Here is a 22,763-nt window from a genome sequence, read left to right as displayed (position 1 = left end):
AGCCATTTCAATTACTGAGCTCTAGCTCAGGTAGCACTGTTGCTTATCTTTTAAGATAGCCGTTCCACACACCAACCGTATTGCTAGGCACTGCTCTGTGTTGGTATCTAGGGGGCATTTAAGTTGATTTAATTTGCTGAATTGAACCCATTTCTCTTCTTCAAACAATGTCTTCAGAACAATATTCTTTTTATTTTGCCACTTAGTCAGATGGCAGTAGCTTGGATTGTTAAATTTGCATATTTTTTCACTTGGTTTATTCCTATGCTCGTTGTTTTCAATTTAGGAATCATTTTTTAGCCTAAGACATCACTTCAGCTTAAATCCAACATTATGTTTGTTTCATTATGGAATATTGAATTAATCGCTCGATTTATGAGGATTAATAACTTGTCGCCTGTAGATTTACTTAATATTGGTAAGACCAATTTACACTGATATGGTTTTTTGTTATGAATTGGTTATGTTCGTAGCAGGTTGAGTTCAGCTGGTTTTCTTGTTGTGTGATTAGTTAGCTTTAAAATGTGATTTTTTATTCGATTTTTTCTGATTGGTGATTGCTATGTGTCTGTTTACGGAAGAACCATAGTTTGTGAGCAGTTCATTTGATGAATTTTGAACTTGTAATGCGATAGCGATGATTTTGGGGCAATCGCGCTGTTGATAGGGATCTAGAGCGTAAGGGGGAGGGGAGCTATGGAGGATGTAACGCAATCTTTATTGGATGCCGTTGGCATTATGTTTTTGGGGATGGGCTTAGTTTATTTATTTTTAAGTGTACTAATCCTTGGGATTCATTTGGTTGCGCGTTGGTGTGCAGTCGATGCTGCATCTGCACGTTTTGCTAAAAATCATGCTAAGAGTCAGCAGAGGGTAGCGGAATCTGATGCTAAACCTTTAGATCCAAGCTTGGTCGCTGCGATTTCACTAGCGGTAAAGCAGTATCGTTCACAGATTAAGTAATGGGGAGCAGTATGACTTTTGTATCTAATTCTACGACAGCAGTGGCTAAGCCATTATTTTTAACTGATGTCGTATTGCGGGACGCACATCAATCCATTTTAGCGACGCGCTTACGCATTGATGACATGTTACCTATAGCGCCGTTACTCGATAAGATTGGTTTCTGGTCGTTGGAATCTTGGGGTGGGGCGACTTTTGATGCCTGTATTCGTTATCTTGGTGAAGATCCCTGGGACAGAATTCGTGAGTTGAAAAAGGCGATGCCGAATACGCCGCAACAAATGCTGCTGCGTGGCCAAAACTTATTAGGTTATCGCCATTATGCCGATGATTTAGTCACGCGTTTTGTTGAGCGTGCTCATACTAATGGCGTCGATGTATTTCGTATTTTCGATGCAATGAATGATGTTCGTAATCTCGAAACTGCGGTGAAAGCGGTGCGCCAAGTTGGCGGCCATGCGCAGGGGACTATCTCATACACGACTAGCCCTGTGCATACCATAGAGACTTGGGTTGATATGGCAAAACGTCTCGAAGATATGGGATGTGATTCTTTGTGTATCAAAGATATGGCGGGCTTACTTAAGCCTATGGAAGCGTTTGAGCTTATCAGTCGACTAAAATCCCAAACGCAACTCGTGTTATCTATGCATTGTCATGCGACGACAGGATTAAGTACCGCCACTTATCAGAAAGCCATTGAAGCGGGTATCGATGTGCTCGATACGGCAATTTCGTCGATGAGCCAAACCTATGGACATACTGCTACTGAAACCGTTATCGCTATGGTGGAAGATACTGAGCGTGCGACTGGTTACGATATGGTATTACTTGAGGAGATTGCCGCTTATTTCCGTGAAGTACGCAAGAAGTACGCTAAGTTTGAAGGCGCGCTGAAAGGCATTGATTCGCGGATCTTACGTGCACAAGTGCCTGGTGGCATGCTGACCAATATGGAGAGCCAACTTAAGGAACAGGGCGCGGCCGATAAGATGGACTTGGTCTTGGAAGAAATTCCCCGCGTGCGTGCTGACTTAGGTTTTTTGCCCTTAGTGACACCTACATCGCAGATTGTCGGCTCGCAGGCGGTCATTAATGTGTTGATGGGGGAGCGTTATAAGTCACTGACCAAAGAGACTGAAGGTGTGCTTAAGGGCGAATATGGCGCGACGCCTGCGCCTGTGGATGCTGTATTGCAAGCCAGAGTCTTACAAGGAGCCGAAGCTATTACATGTCGCCCTGCAGATTTATTAACGCCGGAGCTGGCTAAGTTAAGGTTAGAGTTGGCAGGCAAAGCACAGGAACAAGGCATTCGCCTATCGTCAGAGCATGACGATGATGTGCTGACCTATGCACTCTTCCCACAGATAGGATTGCAGTTCTTAAAGAATCGTGACGATCCGAGTGCCTTTGAGCCTAAACCTGAATTGACTTCGGTACTTGCTGCTTCTAATGCTGCGGATCGTGGCCCAGAAACTTACACGGTAACAGTCGAAGGGCAAGAGTACGTAGTTGAAGTCGCCGCAGGCGGTGAGATCTCGCAAATCCAGCCACAGGGACAAAGTGTTCATGCTATGCAAGCTGTGACTGATAGTACAACGCCAGCAAAAAGCCATGGTGAAATCAGGCTTGAAATGAGCGCGCCTTTGTCGGGCAACATCTTCAAAGTGCATGTTTCTCCAGGCGATAGAGTGTGTGAAGGCGATGTCGTGATCATCCTTGAGGCGATGAAGATGGAAACCGAAATTCGTGCACAGGGCGATGGTATTATCGCTAAGATTTGGGTGAAAGAAGGTGACTCAGTGTCTGTGGGTTCTCAATTACTGGCCTTGGCGTAGGAGTCATTATGGAAGGTTTAATGGCTTTTTGGGCCGAGACAGGTATCGCTCACTTTACTGGCGGGCAAGTGTTGATGATGGCAGTGGGCGCTTTGCTCTTGTATCTCGCCATCGTGCGTGGATTTGAGCCTTTGCTATTGTTGCCCATTGGTTTTGGTGCAGTGCTGGCTAACATTCCCCATGCGGGATTTACCGAAGAAGGTGGCATGCTGTATTACGCCTATCATGTTGGGATTGAGACTGGGGTGTTCCCACTGTTGATCTTTATGGGCGTCGGTGCGCTGACCGACTTTAGTGCCTTGATCGCGAATCCTAAAACTCTGTTATTAGGGGCGGCTGCGCAGTTTGGGATTTTTGCGACACTGATTGGCGCAATAGCGCTGAACTTAGTGCCGGGCTTTGAGTTCACTATCAAGGACGCGGCGGCCATTGCGATTATTGGCGGTGCTGATGGACCAACGGCGATTTTCCTTGCCTCAAAACTGGCGCCTGAGTTATTGGGGGCGATTGCGGTCGCGGCCTATTCCTACATGGCGTTAGTCCCGATTATTCAACCGCCGATCATGCGGTTACTGACAACTCAAGCCGAGCGCGAAATTAAAATGGAGCAGTTGCGCGAAGTCAGTAAAAAGGAAAAGATCATTTTCCCTTTGATGGTACTGGGATTAACGATTCTCTTCCTACCTGCAGCCACGCCGTTAGTGGGTATGTTTTGTCTTGGTAACTTGATGCGTGAATCGGGCGTGGTGGATAGATTATCGAAAACGGCGCAGAACGAGCTTATCAATATCGTTACGATTTTCTTAGGGTTAGCAGTCGGTTCTAAGTTATCTGCCGACCAATTCCTGCGGCTTGAAACCTTAGGGATTTTGGTATTGGGAGCGTTAGCATTTGGCATTGGTACTGCTGCAGGTGTATTGATGGCAAAACTGATGTGTAAGTTGTCGGGTGGTAAGATTAACCCGTTGATTGGTGCCGCAGGGGTGTCGGCTGTACCTATGGCAGCGCGAGTCGTGAACAAAGTTGGATTAGAGGCCAACCAACACAACTTCTTGTTAATGCACGCCATGGGTCCCAATGTGGCGGGAGTGCTAGGTTCTGCTGTGGCTGCGGGGATTTTACTTGCCGTGCTGGGTTGATGACAGAGTGGGTTAACTGATTGGGCTTGACTGAGTGGGTAAATTAAGCGGGTTTATCTTTGAATTTATTCTAGTTGTTAACGCTGTTTTATCACTAAGGCCAACTCAGTATTGAGTTGGCTTTTTGTTAAGTCTAATTTAGAAAATGAATCCTTGGTATTAAACTAAGCAGTTAACCAGAGTAATGCCATAAGGATTAAAATCAGCCCGCCACCTATACCGATAATGTAGATAAAACCTCGCTGGCCTTGTTTTAGCGTGAGTTTGTTGGCTTTTAAAAATAATGCCCAAAACAAACATAGGATCAGCGGGATAAGGAAGAGTCTCGTCATTATCTGTTCTGCTAAAGTGTGAGTTAGAGTGGTTTTAGAGTCTAACAGCTTGATCTTATTTGAGTAACCTATTTTGCAGTTAATAGAGACTGTCGAAGTCGATTGTGGCTTCTAAAGCCAATAGATTAAAGACCGTTTGCAGGATAATAAAAGAGACCGCCGAAGCGATCTCTTACTGTGGTCAATGGTACTGATGATTTAGCTTAATACTTTTTATACAGTATTGTTATTGCTACGAACTCACTGGTGTAACGTCTTGATTGTCGTTCGAATAGAACTGTACTTCATCGAGTTCATTTTCGGATTTACCAATCACAACAGCAGTCATCATATCGCCCGTCACGTTAGTTGCTGTGCGGATCATATCGATAATACGGTCAATCGCGGCGATAAAGGCAATGCCTTCAAGTGGCAGACCAATCACACCTAAGGTGACAGTTAACATCACCATCGCACTTCCTGGTACGCCAGCGGTACCAACAGAAGCCACTGTCGCAGTCACGGCGATCATCACATAGTCCAGTGTGTCGAGCGGAATATTGTAAATTTGAGCGATGAAGATAGCGGCTATCGCAGGGTAAATACCCCCACAGCCGTCCATGTTCATGGTCGCACCTAATGGCATCACAAAGGCACTATAACGCTTTGATACGCCCATGGTTTCGACTGCACGAGTGCTCGCAGGTAAAGTACCAAAACTTGAGGAAGTACTAAAGGCGACTAACTGTGCTGGCATAGCTTTACGGAAAAATTGCAGTGGGCTTAAACCACCAACAAATTTCACTAAGCCACCGTAAACGAAGATGATGTGGATAAAGGCAGCAATGTAGATAGCCCCGATAAACTTACCTAAAGGCAATAAGGTGGATAAACCATATTCACCCACAACCCACGCCATTAAACCAAACACACCGATAGGAGTGAGTTTTAAGACCATGCGAGTCAGTTGGAACATGACTTCAGCACCTGCTTCAATGGTGCGTTTTAATGGCTCTGCTTTCTCGCCGACTTTATTAATAGCGATACCCACCAAAGCTGCAAACACGATAATTTGCAGTACATTGCCTTCAGCGAGTGAAGCAAAAGGATTGACAGGGATCATGTCGAGCAACACTTGTGCGAAACCGGGAATATTACGCTCGCGCACTTCAGTCGTTGTGAGTTGCATGGTGCCACCCATGTCGATCATTGAGCCCACAGCTAAGCCGATCAGAGAGGCGATTGTGCCTGTCAGCATGAACATACCTAAAGTTTTCAAGCTCAGGCGTTTCAGGCTGGTTTGCGAGTTGAGCGATGTGATACTCACGACAATGGCACAAAATACCAAAGGCGCGACCAACATCTTAATGGCCCCAATGAACAGATCACCTAATGGTTTTAGCACTGTGGCGCTTTCACCTAAAATAACGCCAACGAGCGCACCTAAGATAAAGCCTGCTAAGACTTTTTGCCAAAACGGAATGCGGCTAATGGTTTGAAGGATCATGCATATTCCAGAAAAATAAATTAAGAGTGAGCCAATAGGCCTGCGATGATAGGATTCGTATTTAACGAGTTGAGCGTGATGTTAACGCGCTCTCAGTCATGCGCATGGTTATTGCCTGCCATAGTTAACCTATTGTATCGACAGAGCTAGGGTTATAACAAACCGTTTTTCTTATAACTTATTGTGATAAGTGAGTTTGTTGTAAAAAGATTAAGTGAAACATTCAATTAACCCATGACAAACCTTATCGCATTGAATACAAAAAGAGAGATTTATCATTGAGTAAGCCATTATGACTGAGTTAGGCATTATGTTCTCCGGCGCTTTTTTAGCGGCCACTTTGTTACCGGGGGGATCTGAAGTCTTACTCGTGGCGCTATTAAACAAAACTCCAGAGGCTTGGGTTGCGCTGGTCGTGGTGGCTAGTATTGGCAATACGTTGGGCGCGATGACCAGTTTCTATTTAGGCCGCTTAGGTCGCCTCGCAAAATCACCAGAAGCGTTAGCGACAGGTAAACACGCAAAGGGGCTCACCTTGATTGAACGCTACGGCGTATGGGCGTTGTTACTCTCATGGGCACCGGTTGTCGGCGATATTCTCTGTTTATTGGCGGGTTGGTTGAGGCTACCGCTAATACCTTCTTTGGTGATGATTTTAATCGGTAAAACAATTCGTTACTTAATTGTTGCCGCTGCCGTGCTGCAATGGATGGCATGATGGCGCTAGGATGCATTTAGTGGTCAAGGGCGGGGAGTGTTTTTCCGTTTAGACTGAATTTACTGTATAGATAGGAACTTAGTGTTAATTTTGCGAGTCATAAATCCCAATGCTTAATCATTTAAGCGCACTATGACTAAATGCAGCACTATGATTATGAAGCTGTATTTTTGGCCCATTGATGTATGAGGGGAATGTTTTGAAGAAATGGATATTAGCGGTCGCAATTTCTGCCGCACTTGCGGGTTGTGCATCTGAAACGACTACGGCGAACTTGCCCGCAGGCGTTAAACTTATCGAAAATGTGCAATTGGCCGATTCGCAAGTAGGGATCCCCTATAAAAAGTACCAATTAGCCAATGGGTTAACGGTTATTTTACATCAAGATGATTCCGATCCCTTAGTGCATGTCGACGTCACTTATCATGTGGGCTCTGCCCGTGAATTAGCTGGGCGTTCGGGATTTGCGCATTTATTTGAACACATGATGTTCCAAGGCTCGCAGCATGTTGCCGATGAACAGCATTTTGAAGTGGTTACCGAAGCCGGTGGTACCCTAAATGGCACGACCAATACCGACAGAACCAATTACTTTGAGACAGTACCCAACAATCAATTAGAAAAAATGTTGTGGCTCGAGTCGGACCGTATGGGCTTTTTGTTGCCGGCACTCACTAGTGAAAAATTCGAAGTGCAGCGCGAAACCGTCAAAAACGAGCGCGCACAACGTATCGATAATCAGCCCTATGGCCGCATGAGTGAGCGTTTTAGCCAAGCTATGTATCCTATCGGTCATCCTTATTCTTGGCCTGTAATTGGCTGGCCGGACGATCTTAATCGCGCCACGGTTGATGATGTTAAACACTTTTTCCAACGTTGGTATGGCCCTAACAATGCGACCTTGACCATAGGTGGCGATTTCGATGAAATGCAAACCTTAGCCTGGGTCAATAAATATTTTGGTGAAATCCCCCGCGGTCCTGAAGTCTCGTTAGAGCAAAAGGCGCTGGTTAACTTAGATAAAACGCGTTACATCTCCATGGAAGATCAAGTGCACTTGCCTTTGATCCGTATTGGTTTTCCAACCGTATACGCAAGGCATCCTGATGAAGCCGCGCTCGATCTGTTAGCCAATATTTTAGGTGGTGGTAAAACATCCTTATTATATAAAAACTTGGTTAAGGACGGTTATGCCGTGCAGGCTAATGTGAGTCATCCTTGTCAAGAGCTTGCGTGTCAGATGTCGATTTATGCTTTAGCCAATCCTGAAAAGGGCGGCAAACTGGCAGATCTGGAGCAACGTATTCTCGACTCGATTAAGGAGTTTGAGCAACGTGGCGTTACCGATGACGATCTGCAAAAAGTCAAAGTGCAGTTTGAGGCTGATACTATTTATAGCCTGCAGAGTGTTTCTGGCAAAGTGTCGACCTTAGCGATGAACCAAACGCTGTCGGGCAATCCGAACATGATTGCCTCAGATCTGAATCGTTATGCCAATGTGACCAAAGACGATGTGATGCGCGTGTTTAAGCAATACATTAAAGATAAGCCTATGGTGGTTATGAGTGTGGTGCCGCAGGGAATGACGTCACTTATTGCCCATGTGGATAACTTCACACCTGCAACGTTGCCGATTGCACACTCTGCGGTAGAGGGGGATTTGCCCAAGCCTGAACTTGTTTCAAGTTTTGATCGGACTAAGATGCCTGCATCTGGCGTTGCACCTATGCTCAAAGTACCTAAAATTTGGACAAAAACCTTAGCCAATGGCATCGAAGTCATGGGCACTCAAAGTACTGAAACACCAACAGTTGAGTTAATTGTTTATCTCAATGGTGGTCACAGACTCATACCCGTCGAAAAAGCAGGCTTAGCAACGCTGACTGCGGAAATGCTTAATGAATCGAGCCAGAAGCGCAGCAGTGAAGCACTATCACAAGCCTTAGAAATGCTAGGTAGTAGTGTCGACTTTAGTGCGTCTGAATATCAAAGTTCGATCAAAGTATCGGCTCTGACAGCACATTTAGATGAGACGCTGGCGATTATGGAAGAAAAGCTGTTTCAGCCAGCGTTCAGCGAAGCTGACTTTGCGCGAGTGAAACAGCAGCAATTACAACAGATCCAGCATATGCAGTCCGATCCTAGCTATCTGGCTGATACGGCGTTGTCGTCCTTGTTATACGGTAAAGACAATGCGTTAGGTGTGAATGATCTTGGTACGCTCGATTCAGTCGCGGCGCTTACGTTAGCCGATGTAAAAGCGTTTTATGCCCAGCAGTATCAAGGCGGCAACGCTAAAATTGTCACTGTTGCTAATTTATCTGAATCTGCATTGCTGCCTAAATTAGCGGGATTAAACCAGTGGAAAGGAGAAGCAGCTGTGGTACCGCCACTTAAGCCACTCCCTGCATTAAAAGGCGGCACAATTTATGTGATTGATAAACCTGGTGCGGCGCAATCGGTAATCAATATTACCAAGCGCGCATTACCCTACGATGCCACAGGGGATTATTTTAAATCCTATCTGATGAATTATCCGTTAGGCGGCGCATTCAATAGCCGTATCAACCTGAATTTACGTGAGGATAAAGGTTATACCTATGGTGCTCGCACTCGTTTTACTGGCGGTGCTGAAGTGGGCGATTTTGTCGCATCAAGTAACGTTCGCAGTGACGTGACGGCGAAAGCACTCATTGAGTTTGTAAAAGAAATCAGTACTTATCAGCAGCAGGGCATGACAGATGCAGAACTTGCCTTTATGCGTAATTCAGTCTCTCAAGGGCAAGCTCTTGATTATGAAACACCGTATCAAAAAGCGGGCTTTATGCGGATGATCCAACGTTACCAATTGAGTCAAGATTTTACGACTCAACAGGACAAGATCATTAATACTGTAACAAAAGATGAACTCAATGCTCTCGCGGTTTCCGAGCTAGATATCAATAAAATGGTGATTCTGGTGGTGGGAGATAAAGCGACAATTGAAGCGGATTTAGCGGTATTGGGCTATCCAATTGAAACTTTAGTATTGTAAATTAGTATTTCGCCCTTATATAGGTAGATAGACGGGTGCATTAGTTAACGACTATTTGCCCTATATTTACCGGATTTACATCGAAAGACGGTGACAGCATTAGCTGTCACCGTCTGTTTTTAATCATACAAGGTGTGAATTTGGCTTGCCCCACAGACAGGTTTAGATTTATTTTGAGGCATATTTTGCAAGATAAGCCTCAAAATAAAGGTCTGACTGTTAACCTTGTCGCGATAGCGAATCACCAATTAGAGAAGCGCAAATTGAAGTCATTCAATGAATTAGTACAACATCTCTCGGACGCCAATGGGCGCACCGCACTCTTGGGTATGTTACGTGGCATAGAACGTGAGGCGTTGCGGATTGATGAGTTTGGTTATCTCGCTACAGACTCGCATCCAGAAGCCTTAGGCTCGGCGTTAATGCATTCACGTATTACGACGGATTACAGTGAAGCCTTGCTCGAGTTTATTACGCCAGTAAATCACAATGTTGAGCAACTTCTCACAGGGTTAACTGAGACTCATGCCTTCAGCGTGCGCCACTTAAATGGTCAGCGTTTGTGGCCCGTGAGCATGCCTTGCTATGTGAAAGATGAGCAACAGATCCCCGTTGCCCGCTATGGCTCATCGAATACTGGCATGATGAAAACCTTGTATCGTAAGGGGTTAACCTATCGTTATGGTGCCCTGATGCAGATCATCTCTGGGGTGCACTTTAACTTTTCGGTATCGCAAGAATTATGGCAAAGCCTGTATGAGTTAAGTGATAAAGAGTTAACTTACGATGATTTTATTTCAGAATCCTATTTCGGCTTGATCCGTAACTATCGCCGTTTAGTGTGGGTACTTCCTTATTTATTTGGTGCCTCGCCAGCGTTATGTAGCTCCTTTATTAAAGATCAAAAAACCGACCTCAAGTTTGAAAAAACGGGCCACGGTACTCTGTATCTGCCCTATGCCACTTCGTTGCGTATGAGTGATTTAGGCTACACCAACAAAGAGCAAGAAGATCTAAATATCAGCTATAACTCTTTGCCTGAGTATCTGGCTGGCGTGAATGCTGCCACTAAAATGCCTTCAGCAAACTTTGCTAATATCGGCGTTAAAGCCGATGGTGAGTATCGTCAACTTAATGCCAATGTATTGCAGATTGAAAACGAGTTCTACTCGCCAATCCGTGCGAAACGGGTCACACGTAGTGGCGAGAAACCGTCTGAAGCTCTGGCCCGTGCTGGGGTGGAATACATTGAAGTGAGAGCGCTGGATGTTAATCCATTTAGCCCAGTTGGCATTGAGGCGACACAAGTACGTTTCCTTGATTTATTCCTACTCTATTGTTTATTAACGCAGTCGCCTAAGTCTGAGGCGAGCGAAGAGGCGAGATTAAGCGCAAATCTTAAAGCTGTGGTGCTTGAAGGCCGTAAACCTGGGCTTGAGTTATTAACCGCAGACGGTTCACGTTCGCTTAAATCTTGGTTAGAAGAGTTGTTTGATGCCTTGCAACCTTTGGCTGTATTGCTTGATGGTGAGGGGACGGATTATCAAGTGGCTTTGGCCCATTGGCGTAAAGCGGCTGAAGATCCGAATTTAACCCTGTCGGGACAAGTACTGCAAAACGTGATCAACAAGGGCCAAGATCATGGTCAGTGGGTGATGACGTTAGCGCAGCAATACTACCAATACTTTATCGATTATCCCTTGTCGAGCGAGACCATAGCGCAGTATCAAGCTGAAGCATCCAGTTCGCTTAACAAGCAAGCTGAACTAGAGGCGGCGCAGAGTGCAGTTTCATTCGATGATTATCTGGAAGATTACTTTGGAGTGAAGCAGTGAAAGAGGGGGTATTCTCTTTCACTGGCCTACGTGCCCGTGTAGCTTTGATTGGGCTCAGCGCCTTGTTATCTGGCTGCGCCGCGGCACCAGAAGATCCACTGGGCTGTGGTACTGTGTCTGGTTATTTGCAGCCCGATGCCAGTACTCACTGGTATCGAGTGGTGGTGACCCATTTAAACGGGCAGGCTGTCGTTTCTAAGCCTAATTATCAGTTAGCGCCTGGCGAATATGAATTTACCGTTGCGGAACTGATTGATGATCCAAGTTTGTCAGTTACGCTTGCCGCGCGGACACCCAAAGTATTCAAGCTCAATGTCGAAAGTCATCAGCGTTATCATATCGGTGCGTTATTTCACACAGATAAGCGCTATATGGGTAAAGACACTGCGTATTGGGAACCCGGCGTGTGGCAGCAAGAAGATCATGAGTGTCAGTTTGAGCTGAGTCCCGAAACGAAATAGCCAAAGTGTTAAGTTCAAGTGGTAAGCCAGCAACATACGATTTAAGTCATATTGATTTAGCCCCTAGCGTTGAGATCTTCTAAGCGCAAAAAAGGCTTTTTATGCTTGCCTCAGCCTGAGTCTATGACATTATGGCGCGAGCTAACTCTCCAAAGAACATGATATTAATGAATAAGTCCTCCGTTATCTTACTCTGCGCAAGTCTCGGCATCTTGTCAGGTTGCGCGACATCTCCGCCTAAGTCTCCCGAAAATTTGTGTGAGATATTTCAAGAACACAGAGATTGGTACGATGCCGCTAAAGATGTCCGTGATAAATGGGGTGTGCCAGTGCATGTGCCGTTAGCTATGATGTATCAAGAGAGCTCATTCAAGCACAACGCCGCGCCACCGATGGAATACTTTTTAGGTTTTATTCCAATTGGCCGTGCCAGCGATGCCTATGGTTATGCGCAGGCTAAGACCATGACGTGGGATGATTATGTGCGTGAGACGGGAAACAGTTGGTCGAGCCGCAGTGATTTCGATGATGCCTTGGATTTTATGGGCTGGTTTATCAGCAAAACCCATAAAATAAATGGCGTATCTAAATGGGATGCGCGGGCGCAGTATCTTAATTATCACGAAGGCTGGGGCGGTTATCGCCGTGGCAGTTACAAATCTAAGGCGTGGTTAGTGAAAGTGGCGAACAAGGTGGATGCGAGGTCGAAACGCTACGCGGCTCAATATAAAACCTGCCAAGAAGATTTAGATTCATCTTGGCTGTGGCGTTTATTTTTTGGTTAGGATTACGTTTTTATATCATTGTCAGCCACTTAAGTGAGAATGGCTGACTGTCGGTGTTCAATTTAGATATTTAATCGAGATAGTAAACTCAAATCTTAAACTCAGATATTCAACTCCGACGCTTACTGATTGTTGATATTAGCCTTTTGACATCGGCTGCAGCACCATACTTCAATTGATTTATTGCGCTTTCACTGCGAAGGTTTCTAATGCCTGAATGGCTTTTTTCTTCGCACGCTTTTGCTCATACATAGCATGATCTGCAGTCTTAAAGGATTGATACCAATCGGCTTCGAAGGGGGCAATACCAAAACTAAAACCTAGGCTAAGCTCTGAACCTTGATTCAAGGTTTTGCGCATATCATCTAAGTCTTGTTCAATTTGAGCTAACGGCCCATGGCATAAAGCGACAAACTCATCGCCACCAAAACGGGAAATAATGCCTTTATTTTGCCAATAGGTGAGCATGGCGGTGGCTGTTCGCTTGATGGCAACATCACCCATCTGGTGCCCATAGGCATCATTAATGGACTTGAGATTGTCCATATCGATAATAATTAAAAAACTGCCTAAGTGAGGTTTGTGCTGCCAGTGGTGCAGTTCATCTTCAAAATTCTTTCGATTATAAAGTCCTGTTAATGGATCAAAATTGGCGAGTTTAGTGATCTGCAGTGACTTCTGATAGAGCGCAATGGCATTGCTAGCTTCGTGAGTTAGGATAGAGACAAGATTGCGGTCGTAATCGCTAAAGGCGCCAAGGCTACTGCTATCGAGATTGAGCATGGCATACAGTTTGCCATCAATACGAATAGGGCTAGACAGGGTTGAGCGTATCGGCTGCTTTGACACTGAGAGTAACACTTTTTGATCATCTTCCGTTAAAGTGCTAGCTGCATTGATATTCTTCATATCATTGATGACCACCACTTGATCGCATCTCCCTTCAGTGAGTCGATATTCAAAAGTTTGCTCTAAGGTAAAATCCAGTTGTCTGAGCTTTGCTAAATCGAGCCCCACGACAGATTCAAAATACAGTTTATTATTCACCTCGTTGATTTTAATGATGCTGCCCATTTCGGCACCATTAATCACGTACACGGCTTTATTGAGTAAGGCGTCCAGAAAGGCATGCTCATTTTTATAATGGCTCGAGAGATGGGCGAGTTCATAGATGGCATCGTTGATGGTGACGACTTGCTCTAAATGCTGCCATAGTCGAGTTAAACGCCCCTGATGCAAGTAGTAAATTAGGCTGTAGGCAAAAATATAAATGATGCAAACAAACAGTAAGGGCAGGATAGTCCAATTTTCTGTGGGTGCATTAAAGATAAACAGCAGGATGAATAGACATATCGGCACTATAAGCAGTAGCAGATGATAGCGATAATCTAAGCGATCTATGGTCTTACGTTTGAAATTATCCCTTAATTTCACTCGACTATTCCTTTATCTGTGTCATTGCTAGTAATCATTGAATGCTATACATCACTAACGTATTCACACTGAGTTCAGTTAAGTATATAACGAAAATTAAAATATAAACTGATATGAAACTGTGAACAATTTCATATCAGTGATTTTGGTACTAAATACTGAATTAACGCGAATTTTCTGCGTATTCGGCCAATATCCAAGCTAATGGTGCTTGGTATTGGATTGGCATCCAAGTTTGCAGTGCGGCTATGCTCTGGTTGAGCACAGTTTGATTTGGCACTGATAGGTTTAAATGTCCGACTTTACGACCTGGGCGCACTTCTTTGTTGTACCAGTACAACTCAGCATTGGGCAAACTTAACCAACGTGGGTCATTATCGATACCGATAAGGTTGACCATAACACACTGAAAATTCACTTGTGGCTGTGTGATCGCAATTCCGCAAAGTGCTCTAAGATGCAGCTGGAATTGATCCATATGGGTTCCGGCTTGAGTCCAATGGCCAGAGTTGTGCACTCGCGGCGCCAGCTCATTCACCAGTAACTCATCGCCAACACGGAAGCATTCCATCGCCATTACGCCAACGTATTCAAGCTCGTGCATAATGGCGCTGAGCATAGCTTCGGCTTGGGCTTGTAAGGGGTTTAAGCGTGCCAGTGGCGAAATCGACGCCATTAAAATGCCGTCCTGATGCAAGTTCAGCGTCAGCGGATAAAACACGCATTCGCCTTCGCGAGTACGCACGCCAACCAATGATACTTCTTCATCAAAATTAATCGCTTGCTCAGCAATCGCAAGGTTACGCCAATCGTTTGGAATATCACCCGCTTCGGCTTCTTTTAGCCAATGTTGACCTTTACCGTCATAACCACCGGTACGGCGTTTCATCAAGACTCTAGGACCATAGTGCTGATACAGGGTATCGACTTGGGTGTTATCGTCGACTAAGGTCCAAGGCGCTGTGGGAACGCTGAGCTGGTCGAGTAGACTCTTTTGGCTAAAACGGTCGGCTAAACGGCTAAATACCGGACCATTAACAAAATGGGGGTGTGAGCTGAGTTGTAAACTCAGGGCGGACTCTGGCCACTGTTCGCGCTCGGCGGTAATAATGTCGTGGGGCGCGAGTGGCAGAATGTCATCCGTAGGTGTCATGATATCGACGGCGTTAACTTCAATCGCTAATGGCTCACCAGCGTGGGTCAACATGGCGCCCAGCTGACCATTACCTAATACCCAAACCTTAGGTTTAGTGTTTGTCTGGGTCATTAGACTTCCCTCGGGTCTGGATTGTCCAGTACCGCACGGGTCTGTTCTTCTCTGAAAGCGTCAACACGAGCCGCTAATTCTGTATCGTTATTCGCAAGGATTTGGCAGGCCAATAATCCCGCATTGAATGCGCCCGCTGTACCTATGGCTAAGGTGCCGACGGCGATGCCTTTTGGCATTTGAACGATAGACAATAAGCTATCCATACCTGACAGGGCTTTACTTTGGACTGGTACACCTAATACGGGTAAGCGAGTTTTAGAGGCAATCATACCGGGTAAGTGCGCTGCACCACCGGCGCCACCAATGATGATTTTAAAACCACGTTCGGCGGCAGAGGCTGCAAACTCCATGAGTTTATCTGGCGTTCTATGGGCGGAAACCACTTCAACATGATAAGGCACTTGCAGTTTATCCATTATCTCAGCGGCGGCTTCCATCGTGGGCCAATCACTTTTAGAACCCATAACAACAGCAACAAGGGCTTGCATGATAACTCCTTAACTCACTAATTTTAATTATATTTTGACCTTGTTTCAGGTCTAGGTACAGTTGATGCTTGTCTAGCCGTCATCGGTAGCTAGCATCATGGCGCTGAATAATACCATGATCCTAGCGATTTCTGCCCGTTTTTGCGTGTGAAAAAACGTCTTTCGCGGCGATGAATAGGTGAGGTGATGGAGCTATAAAAAAGACCAACACTGAGGTTGGCCTTTGAGATAAGTCAGCAACATTAAGCCCTGAGAGTCTGCTTATCCGCAGTGATTTCAGTTTGCTGAGTGATAACTGGCGCTTCTGTCATTGCCTCACGTAGGGTCGAGTAAAACTTCAATACACCTTCAATTGGCTGGATCTTCGCTCTCGCCAGTGTTCGGATGGGCTGGAACTGCAGATCGGCGATAATGAGCTTAGTCTTATTCGCTTTGCATTTTTCAATCAGCTTCGTCAGTGCGGCTAATCCTCCCGCATCCAGAATAGATACTCCATCGAGATAAAGCACTATCACTTGTTTATCTTCGGTGAGACTCGCGATTTCGGAGAAAATGCGGTCAGCAGCAGCGAAGAATAGCGGCCCGTTAATTTTAAGGACAGCCCAATCGGCAGGTAGCTCTTGATCCACATAACGCTTGTTGGTGCTGATATCGTAAAGCTTTGTCATCTCGGCAATTTCTTTCATAAACAGCAAGGCAGCAAGGATAATTCCCACACTGATGGCGATCACCATGTCGAAAATAACTGTTAATGAAAAACAACTGACAAAAACCATGATATCGCTGGTGGGCGCAGTTTTAATTAAATGTAGTGCCTTGTGGGCTTCACTCATGTTCCAAGCCACAACAAGTAGCAGGGCTGCCATGGCTGACATGGGCAAATAAGCTAATACGCCCGCTAAGGCGACTAAACCAATTAAGACTACTATGGCGTGGATCATGGCCGCTATCGGGCTCTGAGCGCCCGCTTTGACGTTTGCCGCGCTACGGGCAATTGCTGCAGTGGCCGGAATACCGCCAAAAAACGGCGTGATGATATTACCTATACCTTGGCCTAGTAATTCACTGTTGGCACTGTGACGTTTACCTGTCATACCATCGAGCACCACTGCACACAGTAGCGATTCAATTGCACCTAACATGGCAATGGCAAAGGCGGCAGGTAATAAGGCTTGAAAGGTCGCGAGATTAAACTGAAAGGCTTGGCCATTCGCGCCAGCTTGCAGCCAAGGCCATTCGAAACTGGGTAATACGGCAGGAATTCCCATGCCTGTGGTGCCATCACTCAGTTGATAGTGAAAACGGGTTCCTATGGTTTCTATATCTGCACCCATAGCATTGAGAACCAAGGCGAACATAGTGCCGAGTATAATAGCTGGAAGGTGCGCTGGCACGGGTGTTTTGAGTTTTGGCCAAAGTAGCATAGTCGCTAAGGTCGCGGATGCTACCAGTAGGCTAGGTAAATGCACCGAGGGTAGCGCTTGAGCTAATGTCATCAACTTAGCCAGATATTGCTCTGGCATCTGGGCTATCTCGAGTCCGAAAAAATCTTTGAGCTGCAAGGTCGCGATGACGACACCTATCCCCGCGGTAAAGCCTAAGGTGACGGATTCAGGGATATACAAAATTAATCGGCCAAGTCGCAGCATTGCCATGCCGACGAGTATCATTCCGGACATCACAGTTGCGATTAATAATCCTGCTAAACCAAACTGTTGGGCTATCGGATAGAGCAATACTACGAATGCCGCTGTCGGGCCTGACACGCTATAACGTGAGCCGCCAGATATGGCGATAATAAAACCGCCGACAATCGCAGTGTATAAACCGTATTGAGGTGCAACTCCACTGGCAATGGCTAATGCCATTGCTAACGGAATGGCAATAATGCCGACAGTGAGACCTGCAAGAAGATCTTGCCCAAAACGTTTAAACGAATACTTATCCTTCACGCAAGCTTCTGTGAGTGCGTGGGCGATTCTTAGGGAAAACAAATGAGCTGAGTGTGACACGAGTGGGTCCCATAGCGAGGCGAGTAACAAGCTTCTATTTTAGTGACCTGATACAAGACGCAGTGTGAGCTTGATTGCAAAAACGATTGAAAATACTTTGTTTTGTATAAATAGTGTGCTTGGAGGCTGTTTGATTCTCATTTAAGAGTGGTTTGTAAAATATTTTGATACTTTAACCCTTTTAGTCATTTGCGCCGTTTACAGCCTTAGGTCAACATCAAAGGCATTCAACATGAAAACAATATACTCCCAGAAAACCATTGCACATTCCTTATTACCTTGGGGAAACGCCAGCATATCGGCGAGCAATAGCGCAGCTTTATTCTTAGTCATGCTGAGTTTAACGGCCTGTGGCGGTAAAGGCTCTGAGGCTCAACAACGACAAGCGGAGCTGCAAGCTGAGCAGAGTCATAAAGAAGTGTCACTGCGCCGTGCTGAAATGCGTGATGCTACTCAGATTGAGATGGCCAGAGTCGCGGCGCCGATGCAAATGTCTACCCATGGTGCAGTGATGGGAATGAACATAGCCCCAACGCCGTCAGACTATGCCGCGATTCCGTTAGCACAAAATAAATTCGAGCCGCTGGTGCAAAATGGCATCATGGTGGCAGGAGAAATCCCAGTATCGACTTTTTCCATCGATGTCGATACTGGCAGTTATGCCACCTTAAGGCGGATGCTGAGGGAAGGGCGCTTGCCCGAGAAAGGCACTGTCAGAGTTGAGGAAATGCTCAATTATTTTGCCTACGATTATCCCTTACCTGCTAAAAATACCGCGCCGTTTAGCGTTACGACAGAGCTTGCGCCATCCCCTTATAACGATGACATGGTGCTGTTACGGATTGGTCTTAAAGGGTATGACTTACCTAAATCTCAGTTAGGCGCCAGTAACTTAGTCTTTTTGCTCGATGTGTCAGGTTCTATGGCATCTGCCGATAAATTGCCTTTACTGCAAACGGCGTTAAAGCTGCTAACAGCGCAGTTAAGCGCGCAGGATAAAGTTTCTATTGTGGTTTATGCTGGAGCGTCCGGTATCGTCCTCGATGGCGCGTCGGGGAATGACACTCAAACTTTAACCTATGCGTTAGAGCAATTGAGCCCAGGTGGTTCAACCAATGGTGGGCAAGGAATCACACAAGCCTATCAATTGGCGAAAAAGCATTTTATCCCCCATGGTATTAATCGAGTCATCCTTGCGACTGATGGTGATTTCAACGTTGGTATGACAGATTTTGATGATTTGATTGCCTTGATTGAGAAGGAAAAAGATCATGGTATTGGCCTGACAACCTTAGGGTTCGGTTTGGGGAATTACAACGATCAACTCATGGAGCAATTAGCGGATAAGGGCAATGGTAACTATGCCTATATCGATACCCTGAATGAAGCTCGAAAAGTGCTGGTGGACGAGTTAAGTTCAAGCTTGTTCACTATTGCTAAAGACGTCAAAGTGCAAGTGGAGTTTAATCCGGCCTTAGTGTCTGAGTATCGTCTAATCGGTTATGAGAATCGTGCTTTAGCACGGGAGGATTTCAACAACGATAAGGTGGATGCGGGCGAAATTGGCGCGGGTCATACAGTGACTGCCTTATATGAATTAAGATATGTTGAAGCAGGGCAGATGGCGAATGATAAACTCAGATATGGCGTTGATGCTCAAACGGGGCAAGAAAAATACAGCCGTGAAGAAATCGCTTTCCTTAAACTGAGATACAAGTTGCCAGAACAAACACAGAGTCAGTTACTGAGTTATCCCATCAGGTTAGACCAAAATGTTAAGCTGTTAGAACAAGCGAGTGATGATTTTAGATTTGCAGCAGCGGTTGCAGGATTAGGGCAATTACTGAATGGCAGCCATTATCTACATCAATTTGATTATACTAAGTTAAGCCAGTTAGCACGTTCGGCATTAGGGGACGATCCCTTTGGATATCGCCATGAGTTTGTGCAATTAATGGAAACCGCCGCGGCCATAGAGCAATCTAATCATGTGCCGATTAAGAAGGTATTCGATGGTACGGATAAACCTTTTCCTCCCCAAGATAAGCTTCATGGCGAGCCTGTGAGAGACAAGAGCAATACGCGCAATGAGAGATTACAATAGTAAAAGTAAATTCGTGGGGCTAACCCCAATGACGAGGAATTTCCCGTGGCATTAGCAATAGCGCAATTATCAAACCATGAGCACTCAGATGAGCAATTGATGTTGTGCTATGCCAAGGGCGATTCAAAAGCATTTGAACAGTTATACCTGAAGCACAAAGGTGCACTCTATCGCTATTTTGTACGCCAGTTAGGTGATAAGCAGTTAGCTGAAGATTTGTATCAAGAAACCTGGGGGCGGGTGATCCGCGCTGCGGCTAACTATGAAGCCAGTGCTAAGTTTACTACCTGGTTGTATCGTATCGCTCATAACTTATTGATTGATCATGTTCGGGCGGTTAAGCCCGTGGATTTAGTCGCTACTGATGAAGATGATGCAGGACTCGATACTTTTGTGGCGGGTGAGCAAGATAAGCCCGATGTGCAGTGGCAAGAAGCGCAAAAGAGCTTATTGCTAAAGACCTGTATCGCACTGTTACCCCAAGTTCAGAAAGAGGCATTTATCCTGAATATTGAAATGGGTTTTACGGCTGCCATCATTAGCGACATTGCGGGCGTGACCTTAGAAGCGACTAAAAGCCGTATTCGTTATGCTTACCAAAGCCTAAAAGATTGTGTCAGCGCGAAATGGCAGGAGGCGGGTCATGAGTAATTCTTCAAGTGCTGATGAGCGCGCATTACAACAGGAAGTGCTGGCTTGGTATCGCCAACAGGCCTTAGAGGTTCCACCGCAGCAACTCGATCAAGATATCTTACAGCTGGCGCAAACTCACTTAGCTGAAATGCATCAAAGCAAAATAACCGCCGTTGAAGCGCCAAGTTCTGTCTGGCGACGCCATCCTTGGGCGTTATCGAGCGCGTCATCGTTAGTGCTTGTTGTTGGTCTGCTGGTGCTGAATCGACCTCAAGTCGAAGATACACTTGTTCCAAGTCCTATGGTGATGAGTGCCCCCGCGCCACAAACGATGGCAAGAATGGCTGATACTGAAGCGATGCAATCTTTAAAAATGCAAACAGAAGCCGTGGCTGAACATAAAAGACAGACGGAAATGCAGCAAGCTAAAGCCGCATTGGGAGCAACTGAGCAGCAGGATACAATTAGCCCCGCTATCGCTGCAAGGTCTATGAATGCACCAAAATTATCTGAGTCTGCTGAAATCAATCAAGTGTCATTGACTGAGTATTTACATCGGTTACAAGTCCTCATCGAAGCGAAGGAGACTGAGCAAGCATTCGTGCTGGAACAAAAACTGCTCAAAGATTACCCGTATCTTGCAGTTAAGGATGTCGATGAAGCGCAGCAAATCGAATCGCAGCAAGTATTAAGACTTGAGTTTAAAAAGCTACAACAGCAATTACATCAGCTTGCCAAATGACTATGTGATTGTGGTATTTAGTAATAAAAAAGTGATTAGAAATCGCAAAGTGGTGAGATAAACAGCTAAATTTCCCTGAAATATGCCGAGACGTGCTAATGTTTGTGGTCTGTTTACTGTTTGGTATGTGATTTACTTGATCAACATCATAAAGTGAACAGGTTTTAGCCTGTTATATTGGTGTTAGTTCACGACTTGGCTAGTATCAATAGTCAGACCCATATTCAGGAGGCATTATGCTTAAAAGACTCATGCATGATCATAAACATATAGCTGTATTGCTAAATGTTTTAAAAAACAAGCAGATGAAACTATCCGAAGGTGAGTCAATCAACTTCAGCGTCGTGCGCGATATTGTTGAATATATGCAAGGATATGCTGAACGTTGCCATCATCCCATTGAAGACATTATTTATGCCTACTACCTAGCCCATAAAACGAACGATACTATCGATAAATTGAGTGCCGAACATGAGTCGGTGATCCAATCCTCGGCCACCTTGATGGCGACTTTAAACTTGATCCTCAGTGATATTGTGGTTGCCCGCGAGAAACTGATTGTTGATTTTGCAGAGTATGTCGCATTGCAAGAGCGACATATGCAGATGGAGGAACGGGAAATATTTCCTTTGTTAGCCAAAAGTTTAACTGAGCAAGATTGGCAAGTTATTGAGTTAGAGTGTCAGAAATCGCTGATCGATGATCCTTTGTTTCTTGACCGAGAGCAGAAAGAATTTGAAGATTTACGGGTTTATCTCACAGCATCTGACTAATACTCTTTAGTTTATTGGGTCCATGTTGTCGGCTTAAGCTGGTGTTTTTATACGGCTGAGGAGCACATTTTTGATTCTGACGGCGATGTCTCGTGAGCCAAAGTTGGTTGGGATTTGTAAAGTATTATCGGTGTTGATGACGTTGGTTTTTATCGTAACTTACTGGTTTTTTTGATGTGTTTTTAAAGCTCCGGCTCGTAAGGCCATACCCCGCTTATATTCTGTTTTCTCCAATAGTTGTAAATAAAAAAAGCGCCGAAGGGCGCTTTTCTATTCATGTTTGAAATGATAACTAGCTCATATAAACATGTAATTACAACTGGATAGCATCAATGTCGTAGTTAAAGTTATTATCGATTTCTTGGAGTTCTTTGAGCAAACGATGCTTATCTTTTAACGCTTCGATTTCACGCCATTTACGCTTTTTATTGGAGCCTCGCGAACGATCGGGTCTTTCAACGACTTCATCTAGCGCACAACCATAATCTAAACGATCCATGGCAACCTCCTGTTGTTGTATGTTTTGTCAGCGATTAAATAACATATTTTTAAAACAGGGTGCAAGAATTATGTTTCATTTGTGTTAAGTTGAAATGAACTTTGAGTGATATGTCATTGATGTTATATGCAGAAGTAGAGCGGAGTTAAGCAGGAAAACTTAATAAAAAGAACGGGGTAGAATTAAAAAGCCAGCAATTGCTTAATGCCGATCAGTT

19 protein-coding genes are annotated in these 22,763 nt (G+C 45.2%); 12 read left to right on the top strand and 7 right to left on the bottom strand.

Annotated features, from left to right (window positions below):
* Nucleotides 1–696: 696 nt before the first annotated feature.
* The 3 genes from ACHA99_RS00830 to ACHA99_RS00820 are packed head-to-tail and all read left to right on the top strand — an operon-like array spanning nt 697 to nt 3,940.
* Nucleotides 697–963 (top strand): OadG family transporter subunit, encoded by a 267-nt coding sequence (locus tag ACHA99_RS00830; protein ID WP_168823576.1) that lies wholly within the window; start codon nt 697–699, stop codon nt 961–963.
* A gap of 11 nt (nt 964–974) precedes the next feature.
* Nucleotides 975–2,801 carry a sodium-extruding oxaloacetate decarboxylase subunit alpha gene (oadA, locus tag ACHA99_RS00825; protein WP_393940385.1) on the top strand — a complete coding sequence of 609 codons (1,827 nt, stop codon included), beginning with the start codon at nt 975–977 and terminating at the stop codon, nt 2,799–2,801.
* Nucleotides 2,802–2,809: 8 nt separating this feature from the next.
* Nucleotides 2,810–3,940 (top strand): sodium ion-translocating decarboxylase subunit beta, encoded by a 1,131-nt coding sequence (locus ACHA99_RS00820; protein WP_263180745.1) that lies wholly within the window; start codon nt 2,810–2,812, stop codon nt 3,938–3,940.
* A 164-nt stretch (nt 3,941–4,104) separates the two neighbouring features.
* On the opposite strand, the gene ACHA99_RS00815 is transcribed toward ACHA99_RS00820, so the two are convergent.
* Nucleotides 4,105–4,272 carry a hypothetical protein gene (locus tag ACHA99_RS00815; protein ID WP_212601273.1) on the bottom strand — a complete coding sequence of 56 codons (168 nt, stop codon included), beginning with the start codon at nt 4,270–4,272 and terminating at the stop codon, nt 4,105–4,107.
* A 232-nt stretch (nt 4,273–4,504) separates the two neighbouring features.
* Entirely contained in the window at nt 4,505–5,758 is a 1,254-nt protein-coding gene (locus tag ACHA99_RS00810; RefSeq protein WP_393940381.1) for a dicarboxylate/amino acid:cation symporter, read from the bottom strand.
* A 292-nt stretch (nt 5,759–6,050) separates the two neighbouring features.
* Here ACHA99_RS00810 and ACHA99_RS00805 point away from each other — a divergent pair, with 292 nt between their 5' ends.
* From ACHA99_RS00805 to ACHA99_RS00785, 5 genes are all read left to right on the top strand, one after another.
* Nucleotides 6,051–6,476, top strand: a complete 426-nt coding sequence (locus ACHA99_RS00805) for a YqaA family protein (RefSeq protein WP_168823565.1) — start codon at nt 6,051–6,053, stop codon at nt 6,474–6,476.
* Nucleotides 6,477–6,657: 181 nt separating this feature from the next.
* Nucleotides 6,658–9,510: a M16 family metallopeptidase gene (locus ACHA99_RS00800; RefSeq protein ID WP_393940379.1), complete on the top strand. Its 2,853-nt coding sequence runs from the start codon at nt 6,658–6,660 to the stop codon at nt 9,508–9,510.
* A 185-nt stretch (nt 9,511–9,695) separates the two neighbouring features.
* Nucleotides 9,696–11,345, top strand: a complete 1,650-nt coding sequence (gene gshA / locus ACHA99_RS00795) for a glutamate--cysteine ligase (RefSeq protein ID WP_393940376.1) — start codon at nt 9,696–9,698, stop codon at nt 11,343–11,345.
* On the top strand, nt 11,342–11,806 hold the full coding sequence (locus ACHA99_RS00790) for a hypothetical protein (RefSeq protein WP_286993070.1): 465 nt from the start codon (nt 11,342–11,344) through the stop codon (nt 11,804–11,806). The genes gshA and ACHA99_RS00790 overlap by 4 nt, the downstream gene beginning before the upstream one ends.
* Nucleotides 11,807–11,973: 167 nt before the next feature.
* Nucleotides 11,974–12,591, top strand: coding sequence for a hypothetical protein (locus ACHA99_RS00785; protein ID WP_393940372.1), 618 nt, complete (start codon nt 11,974–11,976; stop codon nt 12,589–12,591).
* Nucleotides 12,592–12,771: 180 nt separating this feature from the next.
* Here ACHA99_RS00785 and ACHA99_RS00780 read toward each other — a convergent pair whose 3' ends face one another.
* From ACHA99_RS00780 to dauA, 4 genes are all read right to left on the bottom strand, one after another.
* Nucleotides 12,772–14,025, bottom strand: a complete 1,254-nt coding sequence (locus ACHA99_RS00780) for a diguanylate cyclase (protein ID WP_106649726.1) — start codon at nt 14,023–14,025, stop codon at nt 12,772–12,774.
* A gap of 163 nt (nt 14,026–14,188) precedes the next feature.
* The gene (gene purK / locus ACHA99_RS00775; protein ID WP_393940369.1) at nt 14,189–15,292 is read right to left on the bottom strand and encodes a 5-(carboxyamino)imidazole ribonucleotide synthase; all 1,104 of its coding nucleotides are present in this window, start codon (nt 15,290–15,292) and stop codon (nt 14,189–14,191) included.
* Nucleotides 15,292–15,783, bottom strand: coding sequence for a 5-(carboxyamino)imidazole ribonucleotide mutase (gene purE, locus ACHA99_RS00770; RefSeq protein WP_168823554.1), 492 nt, complete (start codon nt 15,781–15,783; stop codon nt 15,292–15,294). Before purE ends, purK begins: the two co-directional genes overlap by 1 nt.
* Before the next feature lie 242 nt (nt 15,784–16,025).
* Entirely contained in the window at nt 16,026–17,795 is a 1,770-nt protein-coding gene (gene dauA / locus ACHA99_RS00765; RefSeq protein WP_393940365.1) for a C4-dicarboxylic acid transporter DauA, read from the bottom strand.
* A gap of 232 nt (nt 17,796–18,027) precedes the next feature.
* Here dauA and ACHA99_RS00760 point away from each other — a divergent pair, with 232 nt between their 5' ends.
* The 4 genes from ACHA99_RS00760 to ACHA99_RS00745 all read left to right on the top strand — a co-directional run bounded on the left by ACHA99_RS00760 (nt 18,028) and on the right by ACHA99_RS00745 (nt 22,047).
* Nucleotides 18,028–19,899, top strand: a complete 1,872-nt coding sequence (locus ACHA99_RS00760; protein WP_393940363.1) for a von Willebrand factor type A domain-containing protein — start codon at nt 18,028–18,030, stop codon at nt 19,897–19,899.
* Nucleotides 19,900–19,944: 45 nt separating this feature from the next.
* Entirely contained in the window at nt 19,945–20,550 is a 606-nt protein-coding gene (locus ACHA99_RS00755) for a sigma-70 family RNA polymerase sigma factor (protein ID WP_105249949.1), read from the top strand.
* A complete protein-coding gene (locus ACHA99_RS00750) occupies nt 20,543–21,274 on the top strand; it encodes a hypothetical protein (RefSeq protein ID WP_393940360.1) in 732 nt (243 codons plus the stop codon). Before ACHA99_RS00755 ends, ACHA99_RS00750 begins: the two co-directional genes overlap by 8 nt.
* A gap of 236 nt (nt 21,275–21,510) precedes the next feature.
* Nucleotides 21,511–22,047, top strand: coding sequence for a hemerythrin domain-containing protein (locus ACHA99_RS00745; RefSeq protein WP_105249947.1), 537 nt, complete (start codon nt 21,511–21,513; stop codon nt 22,045–22,047).
* A 313-nt stretch (nt 22,048–22,360) separates the two neighbouring features.
* Here the strand turns inward: ACHA99_RS00745 and ACHA99_RS00740 are convergent, their stop codons facing one another.
* Entirely contained in the window at nt 22,361–22,546 is a 186-nt protein-coding gene (locus ACHA99_RS00740) for a DUF3545 family protein (RefSeq protein ID WP_006080618.1), read from the bottom strand.
* Between the last annotated feature and the right edge of the window lie 217 nt (nt 22,547–22,763).

The sequence above is a fragment of the Shewanella sp. S23-S33 genome (genome assembly GCF_043359565.1).
GTDB lineage: Bacteria > Pseudomonadota > Gammaproteobacteria > Enterobacterales > Shewanellaceae > Shewanella > Shewanella oncorhynchi.
This window is presented reverse-complemented; position numbering and strand designations above follow the sequence as displayed.